The sequence below is a fragment of the Virgisporangium ochraceum genome, from assembly GCF_016863655.1.
GTDB lineage: Bacteria > Actinomycetota > Actinomycetes > Mycobacteriales > Micromonosporaceae > Virgisporangium > Virgisporangium ochraceum.
This window is the reverse complement of record NZ_BOPH01000157.1, coordinates 1-21,446: the sequence shown is the minus strand read 5'-3', so window position 1 is coordinate 21,446 and position 21,446 is coordinate 1. Positions and strand designations below refer to the sequence as shown.

Here is a 21,446-nt window from a genome sequence, read left to right as displayed (position 1 = left end):
AGCGCGGGGACCTCACCATGCGGCGCCACCGCTCCACTGGCGGGCACGGACGGAACAGGAATTGGGGTCGGGCCATCGGTGGAAGGTATGACCCACAATCCCCCGCATCGACGACCGCCCGATGGTGCGCCGTAACGAACCGAGGTGCGGTCGTCACCAACCGATAGCCGGGAGAGCCCCGCCGTCACGCGGACATCGGATCAGAAAATTATGGGACGTCTACGTCGAACGGCCGGTTCGAGCCCGGACGTCCGGTCTCCGCCGCACCGTCCGGAGTACCCATTTCCAGCGATCACGTTGCGTACGCCGACCGTTCGCGCTGAGATGTGTGCATCATCGATCAGGTCGACCGGCTGCCGGTTAGGGCTGCCGCCGGAGTGCGGTCATCAGCACCGCTGTGACGACGCACCAGAGGGTGGCCGTACCAGCTGCTGCGGCCGCGCCGCCGGTCACGGCGCCCGCGATCGACGCGCCGTCCATGGTGCGCAAGACACCCGCGGCGAGGCCCACCAAGCCGGAAGCGAGGAGCATGGCGAACGACCACATTACCCACGCGAGAACGACATGTGCTTGCGAGGCCGAGTGGGTGTCCGGTTGGCCACCCGTAGGTGACTGAGATCCGGAAGACATGACGTTCCTCCTGAGGTGAGCCCCACTGGTATGCGCTTACTAACCAGCGTCGCGTACCTGCGGCCGCATGTGCCAATCCAGCATTAGAAAGCGAGTTCTAGCGCTGGGAACTGCTCCTTTAGCACGGCATTTCCTAGCGCTAGGAACCGGCTCCTAGCGCTAGACGAGATTTCGCCCATGACGTCCGGCACCATGACTTTGTCGCGGGAGGTGGAAGCATGATCGGGCTGCAGGAGCGACTGGCGAGAACGGCAGGAGCGAACCCACGCTTCCTCGCGGACAACCAGCCGGAGCGGACGCTATACACGACCATGGGCCAGTCGGTCTGGATTACAGCGGCCTTCTCCGCCGCCGCGCTGCCAGCCGCGCTGTCCCTGGCAACAGGCCGATTCAACCCGATATTTCTGCTGTTCGGCGCGATCTGGGGACTATTCATCTTCAATCTCGACCGCTGGATCGTCAGCGCCGTCGACCATGTGACACTGAGCGTCAACGGCCGCACGACGAAACGCGAGCGGGTCGCGTACCGACTCCGCCGCATAGGGCTCCTTCTCGCCAGACTTGCCATCGCGGTCCTCATTGGACTCAGCGTCTCTGAACCGATTGTCCTCCTGGTTTACACGCCGGAGATCAATGCCCAGATCGACCGAGACAAGGCGATCGAGAAGGACCTGGTCGCAAACAGTGTCCGCAACAACGCGAAAGATCGCTCTCGGATCGAAGGTTTGCGAAGTGAACTAGAGTCAGCCCGGTCGGCACTGGACGCGGCCATCGAAGCAGTACGACAGGCGAACGCGAACCTCGACGCCGAAATCAACGGAACGGGTGGTAGCGGAACCGACGGTGACGGGCCTCGGGCTGCGGAACGCCGCAGGGAGCTTACCGCTGCGACCGAGCAGGAGAAGCTGGCCCGGACGGCCGTTAGTAATGCCGAGCGGACACTCGCCGAGGCGCAGCAATCCATCGTTCCCGATCAGGACCGCCGGATCAAGGCCGAGCAGGAACGGATCGATAGGCGCAAGGGACTTATTGACCGAGAGGTCGCCCTACGCAAGATCAGCCAGCAGGACCACGCCGTGGCGATTGCACGGTGGGTACTCACGGCCCTGGTATCGCTCGTCGACCTTGCCCCGTTGTTGCTTAAGATGTGCACCCCCCGAACGCTGCACGACCGAGTTCTACGAACGCACGTAGCACGCCGGTTCGCAGTCGCGGAGGAGGTTATTGCCGAGGACATCGCGGCCGACGTAGACGTTGCGGCGTATGCCCGGATGCGTCGGGTTCAGGCGCAGAAGGCCCTAATCGACAAGCGGTTCGGCTCCGGCGACCGAGTATCGGACCCCGCGATACCGGATTCGCCCTCATCGCCTGATCGGGACGGGGAGAACCAGGCGCCGCTGTCAGAACAGAGCACCCGGCCCGCGAACGCTGTCGGCCCTCCCGACAGCGACGGTCCGAGCCTCGGCTCTGCGCGCATCGTCGTCGATGCGCACAACATCCTCGGTGAAGCTGGCGACGGCATTGACCGCTACGTCGGCGGTCGGTGGCGAATCGGAGCCCAGCTCAGCAATGCCGATCCTGCGCTAGCTTGGCGTACCCCTTACCTCGCCGAGGACGTCTTCCAGCGATACACGGGCGTTGCAGCGCTGAAGAACATTCACCCTCCCAACAAGGCCCGTGGAGCGATCGAGGCCCAGCAGGAAGTCAGTTCACTCCCGCACAACGTCGAGATCAGCCCCTATGTAGCGCCGCTCCTCGACGGAGGCTACGACGCAGACTTTGGCTGGTTCGTGGTGACGCCGTATTACCGCAAACTCACGTTGCAAAAGCGTATGGAACACGAGCCGATGACGCTTCGCACCGCGCTGGCGATCACCGAACAGGTACTCGAGGGTCTGCTCGCCGCGTTCACCTACGAGAACAGGCTACTGCTGCACTTCGATATCAAACCTTCAAACATCGCCTTCGATGATGACGGTCACGTTCGCATCATCGACTGGGGGCTGTCTGACGTCATGAACCCGGACTATCGGCTGTCCATCGACCTGACCTCCGGCTACACGATGTGGTACGCGCCGCCGGAACAGGTTTTGGCCGAGCCCGGCTCGAATACCGCGTGGAAGTCACCCCGGTGTGATATAAGGGCGGTCGGTGCAGTCCTGTACGCGATGATGACGGGCCGTCCGCCGCTGTTCCTGGAGGCGTCCTCGGCCGGGCTGCTGGACGGCGACGGCAACATCGACCGATCCAACGAGGCCGAGTTCCACCAGCTTCTGGCCGGCACGCTACCCGAACCACTCGAAGCCTTCTTCCCGTCCATGGGACGCACGGCGGCGTTTCGACGCCTCAGCGACCTGGTCCAACGGTGGCTGCATCCCGATCCGTCCCGCCGCGTCGACGACGACGGCACACAACCCGCGCAGGAGAACGCGGTGCGGGCGCTCCGCGACGTTGTCGCGGAGATGCATGCCGAAGCCCCGCACCTGCTGGCCCGCGAAGTTGGCGCGGCCCGAGTCAAGATTCCACGACGGCGCTCTGGCGGATTCGACGGGGCAGCGCCGCGCCACGCACCGGCAACCTGGGCCGATGATCAATACACGACAGTCCGTCCGCCGTCTCCCGAACCTGCGGAACTGGGGAGCGTGTCATGAGCAAAAGCATCGAACCTGTTGGCGGGCCCTTCGCGCGCAGGCGTGCCGAGATCGCCGCGACGATCGAGCGCACCGGTCTGCCGCCCCGAGGTGAAGGAATTCCAATCGCATGGTTGCGCACGATCAGCGGCGGTGACCTGGACGTGTTGCTGACCAACGACGACGTTCTCATAGGTCGCGCGCATGGATGCGATCTGGTGCTGCGCCATGACACAGTCAGCCGTCAGCACCTCAGGCTCCAATTCCGGTCAGGCCACTGGTACGCAATTCGCCTCCCGACCGCTGCGCCGACCCGCCTCAACGACCGGGACATTCCTGAAGGGCGACCGGTTCGACTCGCGTCGGGTGACGTCCTGACGCTAGGACGCGACGTTGCTCTGCGCCTGACGACTCCATCCGAAGCGGCGACTGCGCTGGGCATGGACACCGGGGGCGAATCAGTCACCGGTGGCCGGCACAGTAATGAGGACTCCCTCCTCATGTTGTCTGACCTCGTTGCAGTCGCCGATGGCGTTGGTGGCCGGCCCGGAGGTGCGGTGGCCTCGGCCCTCGCGGTGGACATGCTGCGCCACTTGCCAAGACTATTGACGCTCCAGCAGTTCGCACCGGTCATCGACGCTGCAGTCCGTTCACTGGCCGCGTCCGATCCGGCGCAGCGGCACATGGCGACCACGCTCGATGCAGCCCATCTGATCAACGAAGCCGGAACTTGGAAAGTGGCCGGCGTCCACATCGGAGATGGCATGGCGATCGTTGACGACGGAGTCCGCCTCACGGTGCTCACCCAGCCGCACAATCTCGGGGGTCAGTTGGCGGCAGAAGGGAACCCGGCAGCGGGGCGTCACCCAGAGCGTGACCGACTTGTTCGCGCGTTCGGTTTGCCGGAGTCCCAGTCCGACGCATGGACGCACCGCGCCGCCGCTGGCAACAGATACATCCTTACCACGGACGGCATCCCAACGGCCCTCGGCCCGGACCGGTTCATTCGAGCGCTTGGCGCACTGCGCCGCAGGACCCCCCACGACGCCGCCCGCGCCCTCATCGATGTCGCTGGCCGGGAAGCAGTTATTCCCCCCGGTGACATCGACAATCTCACCGTTGTCATCGCTGACGTCGTTCAGATCGAGGACGCGCCCGGGCACGTCAAAGGCTCCGGCTTGTGATGGCACATTCCGGGCCGGGACGGACACGCGAGGAGAGGAAATGACCAGATCCGTAGTGACCATTTACCGCAACGACGCGCGTGAGCCGGTTACGTTGGGCCCCGACGACGACGTGTTCTTCCTAGACCGGAAGTTTCTGACGGGCGATAATCTTGACGCTTCTGTGAGCCGCTCGCATCACGCCCCCAAGCTCTTCCGGGCCGATGGTGCCTGGATGCTGCACAACCAGTCACCTACCGACGCGGTCGTCCTGGTAGACCCGGACGGTCGGCGGCGCCGGATCGGCCCGAACCTCATCTGTCCCTTGGACATCGGGGACAGCGAGCTCGAACTCGGCCCGGTGAAACTCGGGATCGAGGTACACGACGCGGCGCAGCCGCCGCCGATACCGATCCAGCCGGGCCCAATCACCGTTCCCCGCGACGGCTACAGCCCCGAGGAAGAACTAGTGGCGTACTTCCGACGCAAGCCCATAGCACGGACCGTTATGTACGTTAGGTACCAGCAGTTCATCTCTAGCCTGCCCGAGCACCAGATCCCGAGGCCTCTGACGGCCCAGGAGGTTCGACAGTGCTTTGCAGCGGTGACCGATACAGTGGTGAACCAGGTACAGCGGGATATGCAACGGTTCACTGGACGCAACCTCGCGCAGCTCGGCCACTGGCTCGTCGAGCGCGGAGTTCTGCTTGACAGGCACCGGATCGACATCCCGCACGACGCATGCGAGCACCGTCGGCGGTGACCGCTGGTGACGGGTTAACGCCGCACCTCGTCAACCCATCGACCAATCGACAGCACTCGTCGTCGGCTCACCGTCGACGCAGCAGGACGCCGGCCTGACACGTCGCGGTGCCCATGCTTGCCTACAGCACGTCGGTGGAGATGTGCGCACGCGCGTCGGGTTCGAGGTTGGTGTGGTGACAGGCCGACGCGACGGCCCGCCTGTTCCACGGTGTGGTGGTGAGCGGGACCGGTCGAGCGGGCGGAGGCGTAGCGCGCCGGCGCCGATGCGGATGGTCGTCGCGTGAACGCCGCGGCGTGAGCCGCATATCTGGGTCGTACGTGGTCGACAACGAGGACGTCGGCGCCGAGCTGTCACGAGCCGAGTCGTTGTCGTGCGTCGACGGCATCGGGCCCAGTCCGGCGAGGCTGCCAACGGTGACGAGGAGATCTTCGACGCGTTCAGGACGGGTCGCAGCAGCGCCGCCGCGGGTCGATGGTGGCGGGGCAGGCGTGGGACAAGCGTGAACGGGGGCCGGGGCTCGCTGTGCCGGCACCCCTCTCGTCCGAACCCAGAGCGGCGTCGGCCGGGGATTGTCATCGCATCGGATTCGCCGACTTCGACGACGAGGATGTTCTGCCCATCTGATCGGGCATCCATTGCTGTCTATGTGGACGAAGAACTACACCAAAGAAGGTGTAATCGACCAGGCCAGATCACCCTCGACATCGCGATGATCGACGACTTCACCGACCGATGTGCTGCTGTCTCGCCTGCCCCCGTCGCGCCCACGGCCCGACGAGCTCGTCGGGCCAGATGACGGCTTGCGGTGGCGGGACACCCGGACGCAGCCCGGCCACCAGGGCGCCTGGACGCGACGGCGTCACCATCGCGGCCCGCCGTGGCCGGGTCTCGCGCCCGTTCGTGTTGACTTCATGCCTGCCGCTTGCCAACCGGCCTTGGAGCGCGCCTCCTTAGTTAAGGAGTGCCAACGTGAGGAGGTACACATGGGGCTTCTGCGGTGGTTGTTTGGACCGAGCGACGATGAGATCGAAGACCACGTCCGTCGGCAGTCTTCTCCAGCCAGGCAGGCGACGTACGACGCCGAGCGGGCGGCACGGCGCGCGTACGACGAAGGAAGCAACAAGCGGTGGCTAGAGGACCGTGACAAGTACGGTTTCAATGCTTGACGTCTAGCAGAGCGTCAAACCGGACCACAACATCTAGCCGGATCGAATCGATCTTCAGGGTTGAGCCGATCAAGCTGAGACAAGGTCGCCGGCTGTCGATCTGCGGTTAGAAGGTCTGGGTGCGACTCCCTTCCGGCGCGCAAGTAAAGAGGCGGTTGATCTGTGGAACGCAGATCAACCGCCTCTTTCCGTCATTCCAGTGACCGGGCTGGTCCGCGAGATCGTGGAGGGCCGGATGCTCGGGTGGTCGCTTCCCGATGTCTGGCTACTGCAGCCAGCGGTACCGGTCGGAGAAGTACTCACGTCTCTGCTGAAGCATGGCAGCAAGCGGATACGCGCTCGGATCGTCGGGAACTGCCAAGGTGCGGAAGGTTGTCTCGACGAATCGTCGGATGGCTGCGTCGTCTCGTGCTGCCTGAGCAAGGTCGTCGCTGATGGCGATCTCCAGGGTCTTCGGCAGGACAGCGATCAGGTGTCGGTCGAAGGCTGTGTGGTGGTTGGGGCAGAGCGCGACGCCGTTCCAGACCTCGTCCCGCGCCCCAGGCGCGGACGCCGGCAGGATGTGTGCTCCCTCGGCTAGCCCGGCACCCAGCCCGCACATTGCACATCTCATCTTGTAGGCGCTGAGAACCCGTCGGGAGAACCCGGACGCTCGCACGAGCGACGTCGTCGCCCGGCGGGCCCGCTCGGCGGCGGCCGGGTCTTCGGTCTCGGCCAGCCCGGACGCCAGCACCGCGTTCTGGACCATCGCGGTGGGTGGGGCGACACCGGCGAGGTCAGCTTCGACGCTGGTCGGCAGGAGCTCAGGCCGGATACAACGGATCGTCTCACCGCTGTTGCTGACGTAGGTGGACCAACCTCGTTCCGAAGCCTCCAGCAGCGCCGCCACCGTGACGAATACGGATACCCGCGTTGCGCGTCCGCGCAGCGTCGGGTCGGCGCATGCCAGGACCGGGTGTTCCACCGCCAGGTGCGGGTCGTCCTCCCACAGCCCGAGAAGGAGCGGGTGCCGGCCGTCGGCTGGAGTGATGGGTCGGCCAGAGCCTGGGTTTTGGAACCGTCGCTCGATGTCGTCGCGGTTTCGGTGGCTCAGGCCGACGGGTGCGGCGTAGACGTCGACCGGTACGGTCCGGTCCTCAAGGCGCAGGTCGGCGTGGGCGGGCCAGCCATCGTTCCGGTTGATCAGAGTAAGGACATGCGGGCCGGCCACGGCGGCGATTCGGGCGGCGACGTCGGCTCGGCTCGGTGGCACGTGACTCGTTATACCGGTTCGTCATAGTGTTGTGGGCCCCACCCCCGGTGGCCCTGGTGCGGGCGAGGTGGCTGATTGGGCTGGTACCGGCCCGACCGATCGTCCGGCCAGGACGGCTTCTGCTGCCGCAGCTGGGTCGTGCCGCACTGCACACTCCCAGACACGCACGACTGTCCAGCCGGCGTCTGTGGCCAGCCGGCTGCTGTGCTGGTCGCGTGCCTTGTTCCGGGCAAGCTTGGCGGCCCACAGGTCGGCGTTGGGACCGACGAACGGCTTTCTCCGTCCGTGGACGGGGCAGGAGTGCCAGTAGTCCCCGTCCACGAACACCGCGATCCGCCGTCCGGGCAGCACGATGTCAGGAGTGCACCCGGGCGCGAGCCGTCGGTGGAGCCGGAACCGGGCTCCGGCGGCGTGCAGGGCGCGGCGGAGCATCATCTCCGGCTCGGTGTTCGTCCGGCGTCGGCCTCGCAGGTGCTGTCCCTGGCTGGTGCTCTGCCAACGTTTGGACATCGACCTACTCGCAGGTCTCTCCATGCAGGGCGAGGATGACCTTCTTGGCGAGCAGCGGGGGGACACAGTTGCCGATCTGCGCCTGGATGGAGTTCCGGCTTCCGACGAACTCGAAGTTGTCGGGGAAGGTGAACAGGCGTCGCAGCTCAGGGACTCGCAGGCGGCGGTTCTCCCAGTGGAACGGTCCGATGTACGGCCCCGGCTGTGCCTGGATCGTCGGCGCTGGCCGGTCCGGGGAGAGCTTGAGAAGGAACGACCAGTACTTGCTTCGCCACCGGAACTGCGGGTCGGGATGACCGCGGCGCTCGGTGTAGTGCAGATAGTTGTCACCGGGCGGAATGTCGGGCAGGAGGTGCCCGTACTTGCCCCCGACCTGTTCGCCCGGCTCAGGCTCGGTCACCAGGCCGTCGAGGGCCTGGCCACAGGTGACGTGCGGATGCCCGCCGCTGGACCTGCGACGTTCCCAGAGACCGCCGTGGGAAGGGCTGGGGTGCTCCGGGGCCGGCTCGCCCTTGGGAACGCCGAGGATGAACAGACGGGGGCGGGCCTGCGGTACGCCGTAGTCGGCCGCGTTGAGGACCTTCGGCACAGCCGTGTAGCCGGCCTCGTCGATCTCCTTCAGCAGACGTGTGTATGCGGGGCGGCTGGCGGCGTTGTCGTATGTCAGCGCGTAGACGTTCTCCAGGACGAACCGTCGAGGCCTGGCCTCGCGCAGGACCCGGGTGTACTCCTGTAGCAGCGACGCAGTGGGGTCGAGACCTTCGCGTTTCCACTCCAGCCAGAAGCCGCTCTTGGAGAACGGGGTGCACGGAGGCCCGCCGATGAGCAGGTCCGGCCGCTCGCTAGCACCCAGGCCAGCGGCGGCGAGGATCTCCTCCGTGGTGACGGTGGTGACGTCGCGGCTGATCACGGGGCTGTTTAGGTGCGAGAAGTTCTTCTCCATGGTGGCGACCGCGTCGCGGTCCCACTCGACGGCAGCCCTGACCTGGTAGCCAGCGTCCTCGGCGCCGCGGTCCAGGCCACCAGCGCCTGAGAACAGCGAGACAGCCACACCCCGGTCGATCATCTGTCCGATAATGCCAGACACCCCGCCACAGGCAAGTCACCCCACGCCGGGCACGTCTGAGCTGTCTGCCGGGCCACGGCGGTAGCGGGCGAGCTCGGTGTGCGCCTCCTGCAGCGCCTTCTGGTACTGCCGCTGCACCTGTTCGGAGATCTTGAAGTGGAAGGCTCGCCAGTACCGGTAGAAGGCCTCGGGGGTGTCGAACTCGCCGCGGCCGTGCCGAAGTGCGTCCAGGTCGGTGACGGCCCCGATGTACTCGCGGGTCATGGAGGAGCGGGACCGGCTGGCGATCCGCCATGGCTCCTGCACGATCAGCTCGAGGTTGTCCACTCGGTGGGGGAGCCGGTCGTTGAGCGTGTAGACAGCGATGATGTCCAGATGGGAGGCGTACTCGTTGAACGGGCGAGGGACACCGGGCCAGTGCAGGTCGGGGTGCCGGAAGTAGGTGTTGCCGGTATACAGGGTGATGCGGCTCTGGGTGCTGCGACCGTTGGCTGCACGGCGGGCGCACTTGACGTCAACGGCGTGGAACCCGCCGCCGAACGGAGGTCCGCTGATCTCCAGGTCGGGGTAGCTGCGCTCGGTGCCGCGGGCCACTACGCCGCCGGGAGTCCGCTCGACCTGTGCCACTAGGAAGTCGACGATGGATACCTCGAGCACGTTGGCCAGCGCTGCCGGTTCCTTCGGCAGCGGAAGCAGGTGTCCGCCGAGCGCGAGGTGCTGTTCCAGCTCTTCGGGCGAGTTAGCCACGACGGGCCAGGCGGAGGCCTCGCTGACGCGTCGGAAGACGCCTCCGAGGTCGAACCGGTAGCCGTGTACGGTGTCCGCGAGCCAGGTCATGAGGGTTCCGGCCGTCATAGGCCCCGAAGCATGCCAGAGTGCCCGCCTCCCCGGCCTACCGGGTGCGTGACGCTGCGGTACCCGAGAGCTGCAAGACCCAGGCAGACCGTCGATGTGCATAACCGTGGATGTACCCGCCAGCCAGGCGACGACCCCTCCGAGGCGCCCGCAGTGGGAGCTGCGGACGCCTCGCGGGGTCAGTCGCCGGCGAGCGCCATCAGCCGTGAATAGATGTACCCCTGCCGCCGGAGAAGCTCGTAGCTGGACACCTCGACGACCATCCGCTGCGGCGGCGGTGTCCCGTTGACGTACCGGGTGTAGCCGGCGGCGGCGAGGTCGCGGTGGGCGGCGGCGATGCGGTCGGACGTGTCCGCCTCGAGCGGGTGGGTGACGAGGACGGTCTGCTCGTCGTGGCTGTCGCGCAGCGCGGGGACGCCGGCGACTGTGGTTGCGGTCCAGCCGGGGAAGCTGGCGGCGAAGCGGGTGGTGAGTTCGGCGGCGCGGGCGGCGTCGGTGGCCGGGTCGACGGGCCTTCCGTGGAGGAGGTCGACGAGGTCAAGTGCGAGCCGCCAGTCGAGCAGGGGGTGGTAGGGGCTGTTGGCGTGGTCGCGCAGGCAGTCGTAGCAGGACGAGTCGCAGGGGCGTTCGAGGCCGCCTGGCCGGGCCGGGTCTATGTGCTGGCGTAGGTCCTGGCTGTGCTGCAGGGCGTGGGCGAGGAGCTGGTCGGGGTTCTGGCCGAGCCAGGTGGCGTATCCCGCGCCGTTTTCGAGGGCGTCGGCGAGGAACACCTCACCGCGGACGGTGTCGCCGTCGCCGCGGGGGTGGATCCCGACCACGAGCTCGCGTGCCTCGATGTCGAGGAGGGTGGCGGCGGCGCGGCGGAGGAGTGTGCCGGCGGACAGCCAGGCGGCGCGGGCCGCGAGCCGCCTCGGGTCGAGGGTGAGCGCTGCTGGTTCGTGGGTCAGCCCGACCAGCAGGGCGTCGGTTGTCTTGATCGAGGCCAGGGTCAGCCGTTCCTGGCGGGTCGGTGTGGCGGTGGCGGCGCGGCCGAGGTTCAGGTCGCGGACCCGGTCGGGGTCGGCGAGGATCTCGAGGTCGACCAGCCCGTCGATGCCCGGTAGCTCGCCGAGGAGGTATCCCTCGCTGCGGCCTTCGTTGACCCGCACGGTCTGGGCCTTGCCGCTGCGCAGGTGGGCGTTGAGGTGGCCGGCCGTGTGCATGGGGGTGCTCTGGTCGACGGACAGGCGGGCGGACCCGGCCCGTGGGGCGAACTCGAAGGTGCCGTCGTAGTCCTGCGGCGTGTATGAGGTGCGGAAGCCGAGTGGCTGGCAGGCGTTGATGATGCGAAAGTCCCCTTGGGCTGCTAGGGCTCCGCAGACCGGGCAGGTGGCGTTGTCTACGTCGCGGTCGCTGGTGATTGCTGTTGGGTCCGGCAGGCTCAGGGCCAGGCAGTCGTCGCACAGCCCGACCCGGCGGCGGTCCTCGGCGGGCGGGACGGCTGTCCAGCGGGGGCCCTGCTGCTGGTAGGCGACCAGACCGACAGCGGTGTGCAGGGCCTTGTCCCGGACAAGCTCGGCGCCTGGGGCGAACTCGGACACCGCGAGGTCGATGTCGCGTTGGATGAGGCCCTCGGGTTCGGGTCCGGTGGGGAACCGGGTGTAGAGGTCGCGGGATCGGGTCGGGAAGCCGAACATGGGCAGGACGCCGGACTCGGCGAGGCGTTGGGCGAGGTTCGGCGCACCGGTGGGGGCGGCGGCGGCCCGCTCCACTAGCGCGGGCAGCTCGTCGGATGCCCAGCCGGCGAGTTCGCCGGCAAGGTGGTGGAGCGGGTGGCCGGTGGCGAGGAGGACGGTGGCGGCGTGGCGGAGCTGGTCGCCGCTGGTCCGGAGCCAGCGGGTGACCTCGTCGCGGACTGTCGGCCAGTCGCTGACGGCGCCGAACTCGCCGTGGACGTTGCGACCGACCGACCAGCCGGTGACCGCGTCGGCGGCGGCGTTGAACGCGAGCCTCAGCGCCTCGGCCGCCAGGCACCGTCGGATGATGTCGACGCTGGTGAGGTCGACATATGGTGGCGGCGGCGGGTCGCCGGTGATGCGGTCGGGGTGCTGGAAGTAGTGGTCGTCGTGGGAGCGGGTGCCGCGACACAGGGTGAGTGCGACCGACAGGTGCTGCCCTCGCCGGCCGGCGCGGCCGACGCGTTGCTGGTAGTTGAACCGCTGTGGCGGCATGTTGGCCATCACGACGGCGTTGAGGGGCCCGATGTCGACGCCGGCCTCCATGGTGGTGGTGACGCTGAGCAGGTCGATGGCGTCGACAACGGGGATCTCGTCCTGCAGGAAGATGCCCTGGAACTGTGCCTGCCTCGCCTGGGCGTCGAGCTTGTCGGTCTGCCCGGTGAGCTCCTCGCAGTGCAGCCGGAACGGTGCTCCGGCCTGTCGGGCGAGGAAGCTGTAGTAGTCGACGTCCTCCTGCCGTGGCTCGCCCTGCGTGCCCAGCCGTGACCGGCAGGAGATGCAGACACCGGCAGAGGGGTGCAGGTGCCGGCGACGGCACTGCCGGCACCGCCACTGGTGGTCTCCTCCGGGGACGATGCGCAGGGTGTCACTGCTGAGCCGGAAGCCGTCGCGGTCGACGGCGAGCGCCTTGACGACGTCGTCGACGAGGCTCTTCGGGTCGATGTTGTGGATGTCGGCGACGGCGGCCAGGTAGTCGCGGGCGGCTCGGTGGAGCTGGTCGCCGGGGCTGCGTCGCTGTTCCGGGAACTGCTTGCGTAGGCCGAGCAGCCGTGCGGTGGACAGGCTGGCCTGACGGAACACGTCGTCGGGTAGCCCGGCGGTGGCAGCCTCGGTCAGGTCGACGGTGACCATGCCCAGGCCGAGCGACTCGAGGTCGCGGCCGCCGCCGGCGAACACGGCCAGCTGGGTCTCGCGCAGGATGCCCTGGTCGATGAGCCGGCGTAGTGCCTGCATGTCACCGGACAGGTCGCCGTCAGGCCGGCGGATCGGCGGCGACGGCGGCGCGGACGTGGGCGGCCAGGTGTACAGCCCGGTCCAGGGCTGCCCCTCGCTGCTGCGCGAGCAGGACAGGGCAGGGCCTGCGGGGTTGACGCCGAGGGTGAGAAGCTGTTGTGCGTTGGCGTTGGACAGCTGGACCAGCGACCGGCCTTGCCTGCGCTGCCGTTCCTGGTCGAGCAGCTGCCGGTCGGCGTCGCTGCCGATCCCGTTGGCCGTCTTGATGACTGCTGTCAGCAGGTCGGCCGGCAGGTCCGGCATCGGCGGGCGGGTGGCGGGGTCTACGGCGGGCGCCGCGGCCCGCAGTGCGACGCTGATGTCGTCCTCGGCGTTGAGGGTGCCGACCGTGAGCTGACGGACGAGGTCCTGGTAGTGGGCACGCTCCAGCCCGGCGGAGATCCGGGCGGCCTCCTGGCGGCTGTCGGTAAAGACGACCAGGTTGCTGTCGAGGCGCCGACGCAGGGCGTCGGCGAGGACCTGGTTGGTCTTCTCGAAACCGGTACCCATGGTGCGGATCGGTGACCTTGAGCGTGACGGGTCCTCCAGCCGCCGGGTGTTGGCGAACATCTCCCGGTCGTCGTTGCAGGCTGGGCATGTGGTCGGCAACGGGGGGAGCTTCGCCCGGGCTTCCTCGGGCCGGGATGTCACGGTGTAGAGGTAGGCGTTGACGTTGTCGGCTGCAGACGCCGGGGCGGCCCGGACACTGCCGCTGGCCGGGTCGAGGATGGCCGGGACGAACGCGATGTCATATGTGGGCCGGCTCCGGTCTGTCGGTCGGCCGCCGAGACGCCGTCGTGGCGTCGGGTCGATGTCTGCGCGCAGCCCGTCGGTCGGCAGTACGAGCGTGTAGCTGGCAGCCGTCCGTTCCGTCGATGCCCGGTCGGGCAGCTGCTCCAGGTTGGTGATGGTCGACACTAGGTACCGGGACGGCTGCCGGGACGCGAGCTCGCTGTTGTAGCCGCCGAGGAAGACCTCACCGCACGTCTCGCAGTAGAGCAGCTCCAGGACATGCCCCCCACAGACGCACCGGTACTGCGGCCGCGAGTACAGCCGACCGACCAGGCGGCGCTGTCCCGGCTGTGGCAGGCCGGTCGGGACCTGCGTACAGTCGCGGTTCGCGCAGGCCCAGATTCCTGTCACGTTCCGGAAGAACATGTGTGACCGGAGCCGGATCCCCGTACCGGGGTCGGAGGCGAGCCCTGCGATCAAGGTGTCCAGGGCCTCCGTGCGCACGCTGGCCGCGCCGTCGGTGTCGTCGGGAAACAGCGCCCGTGCGGCTGCGTCCATCGGGCGGGCACGGGACGTCCCGTCCGGGCCCATGAACGCCTGCTGCATCGCCGGCCGCAGGTCCTGCGGCGACGGCCGCTCACCAGCCTGGATGCGCGGAGCCCAGCCCGGCAGTGCTGGGACACCGTCGTGGCGGACCGGGTCACCGGACAGCACCACGAAGTTGTCCGCCCGCCGGCTGAAGAACGACGACAGGAAGTCGATGTCCTTCTGTCGGCTGGCGTCCAGGGACGCCGACGTGGCGACGACCGACAGCTGCTGGCTGTCCCCGTTGAGGCCTACGCGGTCGAGGAAGCGGCGGAGCAGGTAGGACACCTCAGTGCCCTGGGTGCCGCGGTACATGTGCAGCTCGTCGACGACAACAGTCAGCACGTTGTCCGCGGAGGCGGCCAGCCATTGACGGGTGGCGTCGAACATGGCCGCCTCCTCGCCACGCATCAGCATGATGTTCAACATGCTGTAGTTCGTGATCAGGATGTCCGGTGGTGCGTCCTGCATGTCCCACCGGGACCGCATCTCCGCACCGGTCGGACGTTGCAGGTAGTACCGCACCTCGTCCGGTATCTCTCCCGCTGCCCCGGCGATGCGGCTCTCCAGCTCGGCGTAGCGGCTGTAGAGCTGGACCATCGCCCGGCGAAGCTTCTTCTCGTTCGACGCGTTCCGTAGCCCCGACACCGGGGTCCGGCCGGTGTACCGGCCGAAGTAGAGGCACTGTCCGGGCCGGTGCCGAGCAAGCCAGGACTGGGCTGCTGGCGAGTCGACACTGCGGCGCAGACGCATCAGCTGGTCCTCGACCAGCGCGTTCATCGGGTACAGCACCAACGCGCGGATAGCGGCCGGGCGTCCACCCGTCGGCTGGCGCTGCGATGTGTACGACATGCCGCGCCGCCACCATGGGTCGCCGGTCCCGTCGGACTCCGTCCACCTGCCGGACTCGCCGACCAGCCGTGCAAGGACCGGCAGCAGGAACGACTCGGTCTTCCCCGACCCCGTGCCGGAGGTGACGACCACGTCGCGTCCGGACATGCTGTGCCGCAGGGCGTCGGCCTGGTGCGTCCACAGCCGCTCCACGCCGGCAAACAGACCGGCAGCGACGAAGCCCGCGAGCTCCGGCACGCCCACGTCGCGGCACAGGGCGTCAACCGTCTGCGAGTCCTGTATCCAGGTGGGCAGCAGCTCAAGGTACGGCTCCTGGAACAGCACGCCGGGCTCGGCCAGCACCTGCTGCAGCTCGGCAGCAACCGAACCGTCCCGCACCGAGTATGCGGTGTCGTAGTACCGGGCGAAGAAGCTGCGCAGCTGCTGCTGGACAGCAGTTGGAGAGAGTCCGCTCACGTTCATTTGTCCTCAACGGTTGTCTGCAGGTCCTGTTCCAGGCTTGCGGCCAAAGCACGGGCGAAGGGCTCGTCGATGTTGGCGTACCGGACCGACTCCACCGACCGTCTCGGGCCGCCGATCTCGAGGTCGGCCGACGGACGTGGCAGCAGCCCGCTCTTGAACACCGCGCACCGCCCGTGCGGCAACGGAAGCTGCATCCTGGACGGTACGACAAGCTCGCGTCTGGCCGGGTCGAACCGGATGACATGGCGCCGTAGGCGTGCCAGCTCGGCATACACCACGGCCCGCTTGTCGGCGACGAACCCGTGGCCCAGCCTGCGGAACACGTACCGTGGCACGCCGTAGCGCTTGTACTCGTACGCCCCGTCACCGCTGTCGTCCTCACACGGATACCAGCCCAGCCGCCCGGTCGTGGGGTCGGGCTGCAGCCGGCGCGGCTCGACCCCGGCGGGCCCGACCAGGGAGGGGCGTTGTCGCAGCAGCTGCGGAAGTGTCGGCAGCATGTCGGCCATGTGGTCGGCCACCCAGGCGCCGAAGCTGATTCCGAGCCTGTCGCAGAGGCGGCGGGCGGCGGCCTCCTCGGCGATGGCGACATACCGCACGGACGGGCCGGACCGCTGGGGCACCCGGTCGTGGAAGTACACCGACCCGGCCAGGTCGACCAGCGCCGGGTCCGGGTCGCAGTCCAGGTGGTCCAGGCGGGAGAGCAGCCACCGCGGGTGGGCCCCCACGATTAGTGCCAGCCCACCGGCGTTCGACATCATGGCCAGGGTGGTCGGTGCCACCGCCCAGTGGCCGGTGTCCCAGTCGACCTCGACGTGGCCGAGAAGCTGCAGGTTGGCCAGTGCCGTCGCCCACGACACCGGCGGCGGGTCTCCGCGGTGTGCCAGCCAGTCGTAGGTGTCGCGGAACCCTCGAAGCCGACCGCTCCCGGTCTCCGAGCACCACAGCAGCAGCTCGTCGAACATCAGCCGCCGCCCTCAAGGAAACGGGCCCATCGTTCGGCGTCCTCGTTGCCGCCCGGGAACCGAAACGGCCGACCCTGCGCGCCGACCAGGCGGTACCAGGCGGCTCGCTCCACCGGCTGCGCTGGGTGCAGCGGTGCCGGTCCCGGCGCGAAGGCGGCCCCCGACACCCGGTGGACCCTGCGGTGGGTGCTCGTCACTGCAACCACCCACTCCGCGTCGAACTCGACGTCGACCAGCGCCGGCTCCAGCTCGACCTCCTGTTCCGGCAGGCCGATCTCTTTGAGCCAGCTGGGGGAGCCGGGGTGGATGCGGGCGGCTTGGCCGTGGTCGGGGCCGAGCACGTAGATCTCGGCGGCGCGTGCCAGCAGCGTCCGGCGGTACCTGGGAGCCACGCCGTGCAGTACCGCTCCGCTCACCCACCGGTCCGCACCGTCGGCGCCGTTGACCTGTCGGGGGACCGAGCCGATCCAGTCACCGCGGCTGGTGGTGTCGACCGGCAGGCCGATCGTGGCCGGAGCCGTGGTCTCCCGCAGGCGCTGCACCAGCGACAGCGACAACGTCCGTGACCCGACCCGGATGGTGTGGGGACCGGGTGCCAGCGCCAGGCCCGACAGAGGCAATGTCAACGACGGCGCAGGGTCGACCTTCTGGGGCATGCCGTCGACCTCGACGGGCATTGTGACGGCGTCGGCGTCCGGGACGACGAGGTCGGGTGGGAAGTCCGCCAGGTAGACCCGTTCACGTGAGCTGACCCGTAGACCTCCGGCGAGTGACGCCAGCTGGCCAGCGCGTGGAGACAGCGCCGAGACCGCCGAAGGTACTGCCGCCGGATGGCGGGGAACGAAGCCAGCGAATCCGACCCATCCAGGTGGAAGACCTGCGCGCCGCGCTACCCGAACATCTGACGCCCCGCACGCGGCCATGGCGGCCTCGGCTGCGCCAGCCATGGTGACGCGTACTACCACCCGGTGCTCGACGCCGACCTCGGCGGCCTCGACTGATGCCCATGCCCCGAGGAAGTCGTTGACCTGGAACACGTAGCAGCTCTTGCTGCCGAGCAGCAGCCGGACTCCGTCAACGACGGTGTCGACGACCCCTCCGAGGCTGACATCGACGTCGGTGAGCAGGTTCCATGAGCCCGGCCGCACTGTCGGCTGAGGGACAGCAGGTCCATCGGCTGTGGCGATGGGTGGCATGGCGCCTGGGGCGAAGACCGCTACGGAGAACGGCGCCCAGCTGCGGTCAGCCGCGACCAGATGGACTGGCAGGCAGAGGCGGCCGCTGTCGTCGCGGCTGACACCGTCGAACCGCCGCAGCTCCGTCTCCAGAACATCGGCGATGAGCTGCTCTGACCGTGTATCGAACGCGACCCGGGAAAGCTTGCTGCCGCGGCCAGCGGTTCGGCACCACTCCCTCAGCCGTAGCAGCAGCTCCGACCCAGCGAGCGCCTCGCCGGGCTGCGCACCGATCGCCTGGAAGAACGCGGCCAACCGTGCTCGGTCAGCGCCCCTGATTAGAGTCTGCGACAACGACCACCCGATGTTCTCCACCGAGGGCCTGGTGCGGGCAGTGGAGACGCCGCGGCCGCCGTCCTGAGCCTTATCCAGCCAGTCGTTGAGATAGCTCCACATCCGCGGCACCGCTTCGTCGTAGCCGGCCGGCATTCCTTCACCTGCTAGACCGAGGATCTCCCGTAACGGCCGGTAGTAGGAGTAGGCGCCCGGTCCGCGCCGGTCACCTGGTCCCATGCGGCTGGCGGCGAGAACCGTCGCCCCGAGCACCGCCACGCAGGGCGGGACCTCGGAGCTGCCAGATCGGCGCCAGCGGTAGGCGCGCAGCAGCATACGGTCAAACGGCCTGGCGCCGAACACCTCGGAACGGACAGCCTCGGCAAACCCGCCGTCCGGTGCCTTCGAGGGCCAGCCGCTCTCCTCGGCGATCCTGGTCAGGACTTCATCATCAACTGACAGGTAGACCGGAACCCCTGCAAGATCCTTTCGGAAGAACCGGTCTGCCAGCGCCTGGTTCCACAGCTCGTAGGTCACGTTAAGTACGCCTCCACTGCGAAGCGTAACTGTCCGTGTTTGGTTCTACAGACGGACGAACCACCTAGATCGGCGGGCCGAACGTTGTCCTTCAACGTCATTTGTGAGCTGCATGGAGCTGTTCGGGCGATTCGCCGGGGCTCATTCGGCGCCGTCGATCGCCCATGTGGAAGGCTGCGCCTGGTCCTCTGAAGTGCGCAGCTCGCACTGGCCCGCTCTCTCACCCGACGGTGCGAACAGTCCAACGTCCGTCACGCGGCCCGTGAACATTGTTCCCTCGATGGCAGCCGCGCCTCCGGTGGCCTCAGCTGACCGGGCCGTGCTGAGTGAGATAAGTGGCGGGCGCTCGGGACCGGCGGGATCGGCTTCGCTGCCGGTTGCGCAGCACCACCATCCGCCACAGTGTGACCATGTCCGGCGAGGTCAGCGTGCGGGTGGTGGGTTTAGGTCTTCACATTCTCGAGGACCGGTGGGTGGGGTGGTGTCAGGCCGGCGAGGTCGTGCAGGAACGGCGGGAACACCACGGACAGCGTCTCGGTGTCTACGTCGGGGACGAACTGGGGGAGCCGTCGCACGGCGTCGGTGAGGAAGAGAAGCATCAGGGCCGCGCCCGCGCGGTCGTCGACCGACGGTTGCCGGTCGCGGATGGCCATGACGATGAGCATGCGGCTCAGCCCTGAGACGGCGTGGGTCATCCATGCTGTAGTGGCCTCGCCGAGCTCCCCGCTGTCCAGTTCGGCCTCCACCGCCGCGCACTGCGCTTCGGCCCATTCATACATCTCCTTCGCCGCCTGCAGCGCGGCGCGGAGTAGGTCGAGGCTGGACCTCCCGGCGAGTTCGGCGAGTGGCTCGCGCATGTCGCCGACCGGGATCAGGTGGTCTCCCGAGGCGGTGACCATGTCAGCCGGATCTCCGTAGCGCTGGTCGGGATGCTCCATCCATGACGCGGCCGGGCTGGCAGCGCCGGCCGGCAGCATGGCGCGGAACTGTCGGGCCACCTCCGGTCCGGACGCGACCTCGCCGCCGCCGAGCAGTGCCGACCCGGCGAACACGGCAGACTGGTGCGGCGTGACGGGCTCGACGTCGGTGCCTTGGTCGAGTGCTGCCACTTCGGGCAGGGACCACAGGGGAACGATCGATTGGATCCGGTCGTCGATCCGCCGGATCCGTCGCGGCATCAGGACCGGGTGGGCGGCGGCCGCGGCCTGTTCGGCGACCTCGCTCGCCCAGTCGCCGCGGGCCTCGGCGTCGGCAGGGGCGGCTGTGTCGTGTTCGCCGGTCAGCTGGATGTCGGCGACGAGGTCGTGCCATGCCTTGCGCACGGTTGGTTCGGGTACCGGCAATCCGGCCTCGAACGCCTCGAGCGCAACGTCGCGACGACGCCGGCCTGGTCCGTCGTTACGGGCGAGCCACACGGCCAGGTCGAGCGCCTCGTCGGGCGCCACCGACGTTGTGCCCCGACCGGGGCCGGTCCGGTCGACGAGGTTGCGTGGGAGCAGCCCGGCCGCGCGCCACCGCTCGAGCTGGTACGCGGACACGCGTACGCCGCGGGCTGCGGCAGCAGCCAGCAGAGCGTCATCGGCCGGGCTGGGCGGCTTCCTGGGCATGCGCCGACGGTACGCCGGACGGGGCTGACGTTCAGCCCCGCGATCTCGGGCAGGTCGGCCGGCGGGTGCCGTGGTCACCTGTCGAGACAGGCGCCGCGGGGCGCCGTTCGTCGGAGGGGAGCAGGATCATGAGTGGTGCAGAGACATCGCCCGAACCGGGACACAGGTCGCGGTGGCGCGGCCGGACCGCAGCATTGGCCGCGGTCGCCGCCGTCGCCGGAGCGGTGGCGGCGTACAGCCCGAGCTGGGCCGCGGGCACCGCGGTCGCCGCCGCGGTCGTGACGGCGCTTGACTCGCTGGTACGGCGATGACCGACGGTTCATGGGTGGCCAGTCAGGGTGGCGCCTCTGGTCCCAGCCGCCTGCGGGTGGTTCCGACGGTGGACCGGCGGTGGCGAAGAGGGCTCGGACGAGCCTGCGTGTGACGCCGGTGTCGATGGAGCCGCACGCGCGGCCGGACGCGGACCTCCGTCGTCGCTCGGCAGCCCGGTCGACGGCCCATCCACCCTCGCTCTCCGATTTGGCTGACGGACCCGGTGGTGGGCGCACGATAACGTCATTTATCAGGCACGACCCAGGACCGCGACCGACGCGAGTGCCACGCTGTTGAAATTGCCGCCGCCACGGGCGAGCTGTCACCGCTGGTTGTACTGGTATCGGGTTGGAACAGGTCTAGATTTGAGGCGGTAGGTAGCCACGATCCAAGTGCTGCGAGGTTACCCAGATGAGCATCGTGTCCGTGGATGCCGGAGCGGTACCGGACGGGTCCTTCGTGGGGCGACGCGAGGAGCTCGCCGCGCTCGGTCACCGGCTGGCGCAGGCCGCCCGTGGGCGACCGTCGACGGTGGTCGTCGGTGGCGAGGCGGGCGTTGGGAAGAGCCGCCTGCTGCGCGAATTCGTCGCGGTCTCCGGCGCTCACGTCGGCCATGTGCTGTGGGGGTCGTGCATCTCGCTCGGTTCGGGCGAGGTGCCGTACGCCGGTCTCATCGACGCGTTGCGCCGGCTGGTCCGCGAGCACGGCGACGACGTGCTGAGGTTGGCCGGTCCTCACGCATACGCGGAGCTTTCGGGCTTAGTTTGGGATTTCAGCAAGGAATCCGGAGCCGGCCCGAGGTCGCAGCTGCGGGTGTTCGGCGCGGTGGTGCGGCTGCTCGACCGGCTCGGCGCGGAG

13 protein-coding genes are annotated in these 21,446 nt (G+C 68.3%); 5 read left to right on the top strand and 8 right to left on the bottom strand.

All coding sequences use genetic code 11. The features are described 5' to 3' along the window. The first annotated feature begins 848 nt into the window (after positions 1–848). Genes Voc01_RS51790 through Voc01_RS51780 form a run of 3 tightly spaced genes read left to right on the top strand, consistent with a single transcriptional unit; the run spans position 849 to position 5,186 of the window. The gene (locus Voc01_RS51790; protein WP_203935186.1) at positions 849–3,281 is read left to right on the top strand and encodes a DUF4407 domain-containing protein; all 2,433 of its coding nucleotides are present in this window, start codon (positions 849–851) and stop codon (positions 3,279–3,281) included. Continuing rightward, complete coding sequence (locus Voc01_RS51785; protein ID WP_203935185.1) at positions 3,278–4,444, top strand: FHA domain-containing protein; 1,167 nt, start codon at positions 3,278–3,280, stop codon at positions 4,442–4,444. Before Voc01_RS51790 ends, Voc01_RS51785 begins: the two co-directional genes overlap by 4 nt. A gap of 40 nt (positions 4,445–4,484) precedes the next feature. Further along, positions 4,485–5,186 (top strand): hypothetical protein, encoded by a 702-nt coding sequence (locus Voc01_RS51780; protein ID WP_203935184.1) that lies wholly within the window; start codon positions 4,485–4,487, stop codon positions 5,184–5,186. A 1,434-nt stretch (positions 5,187–6,620) separates the two neighbouring features. Here Voc01_RS51780 and Voc01_RS51775 read toward each other — a convergent pair. The 8 genes from Voc01_RS51775 to Voc01_RS51740 all read right to left on the bottom strand — a co-directional run bounded on the left by Voc01_RS51775 (position 6,621) and on the right by Voc01_RS51740 (position 20,276). After that, on the bottom strand, positions 6,621–7,607 hold the full coding sequence (locus tag Voc01_RS51775; protein ID WP_203935183.1) for an HNH endonuclease: 987 nt from the start codon (positions 7,605–7,607) through the stop codon (positions 6,621–6,623). A gap of 21 nt (positions 7,608–7,628) precedes the next feature. After that, on the bottom strand, positions 7,629–8,117 hold the full coding sequence (locus Voc01_RS54980) for a very short patch repair endonuclease (RefSeq protein ID WP_373873988.1): 489 nt from the start codon (positions 8,115–8,117) through the stop codon (positions 7,629–7,631). Between the two features lie 4 nt (positions 8,118–8,121). After that, on the bottom strand, positions 8,122–9,183 hold the full coding sequence (locus Voc01_RS51765) for a DNA cytosine methyltransferase (protein ID WP_203935182.1): 1,062 nt from the start codon (positions 9,181–9,183) through the stop codon (positions 8,122–8,124). 36 nt (positions 9,184–9,219) lie between these two features. Continuing rightward, complete coding sequence (locus tag Voc01_RS51760; RefSeq protein ID WP_203935181.1) at positions 9,220–10,020, bottom strand: type II restriction endonuclease; 801 nt, start codon at positions 10,018–10,020, stop codon at positions 9,220–9,222. A gap of 197 nt (positions 10,021–10,217) precedes the next feature. Next, positions 10,218–15,653 (bottom strand): DEAD/DEAH box helicase, encoded by a 5,436-nt coding sequence (locus Voc01_RS51755; protein WP_239161102.1) that lies wholly within the window; start codon positions 15,651–15,653, stop codon positions 10,218–10,220. 2 nt (positions 15,654–15,655) lie between these two features. After that, positions 15,656–16,624 carry a hypothetical protein gene (locus Voc01_RS51750; RefSeq protein WP_203935179.1) on the bottom strand — a complete coding sequence of 323 codons (969 nt, stop codon included), beginning with the start codon at positions 16,622–16,624 and terminating at the stop codon, positions 15,656–15,658. Continuing rightward, positions 16,624–18,669: a hypothetical protein gene (locus Voc01_RS51745; protein WP_203935178.1), complete on the bottom strand. Its 2,046-nt coding sequence runs from the start codon at positions 18,667–18,669 to the stop codon at positions 16,624–16,626. Before Voc01_RS51745 ends, Voc01_RS51750 begins: the two co-directional genes overlap by 1 nt. A 443-nt stretch (positions 18,670–19,112) precedes the next feature. Then, entirely contained in the window at positions 19,113–20,276 is a 1,164-nt protein-coding gene (locus Voc01_RS51740) for a hypothetical protein (RefSeq protein WP_203935177.1), read from the bottom strand. 128 nt (positions 20,277–20,404) lie between these two features. On the opposite strand from Voc01_RS51740, the gene Voc01_RS51735 reads away from it, so the two are divergent. Both Voc01_RS51735 and Voc01_RS51730 read left to right on the top strand, forming a co-directional pair. Continuing rightward, positions 20,405–20,587 carry a hypothetical protein gene (locus tag Voc01_RS51735; protein ID WP_203935176.1) on the top strand — a complete coding sequence of 61 codons (183 nt, stop codon included), beginning with the start codon at positions 20,405–20,407 and terminating at the stop codon, positions 20,585–20,587. Between the two features lie 412 nt (positions 20,588–20,999). Beyond that, positions 21,000–21,446, top strand: a 447-nt coding sequence (locus tag Voc01_RS51730) for an ATP-binding protein (protein WP_203935175.1), incomplete at its 3' end; no start/stop codon positions are given.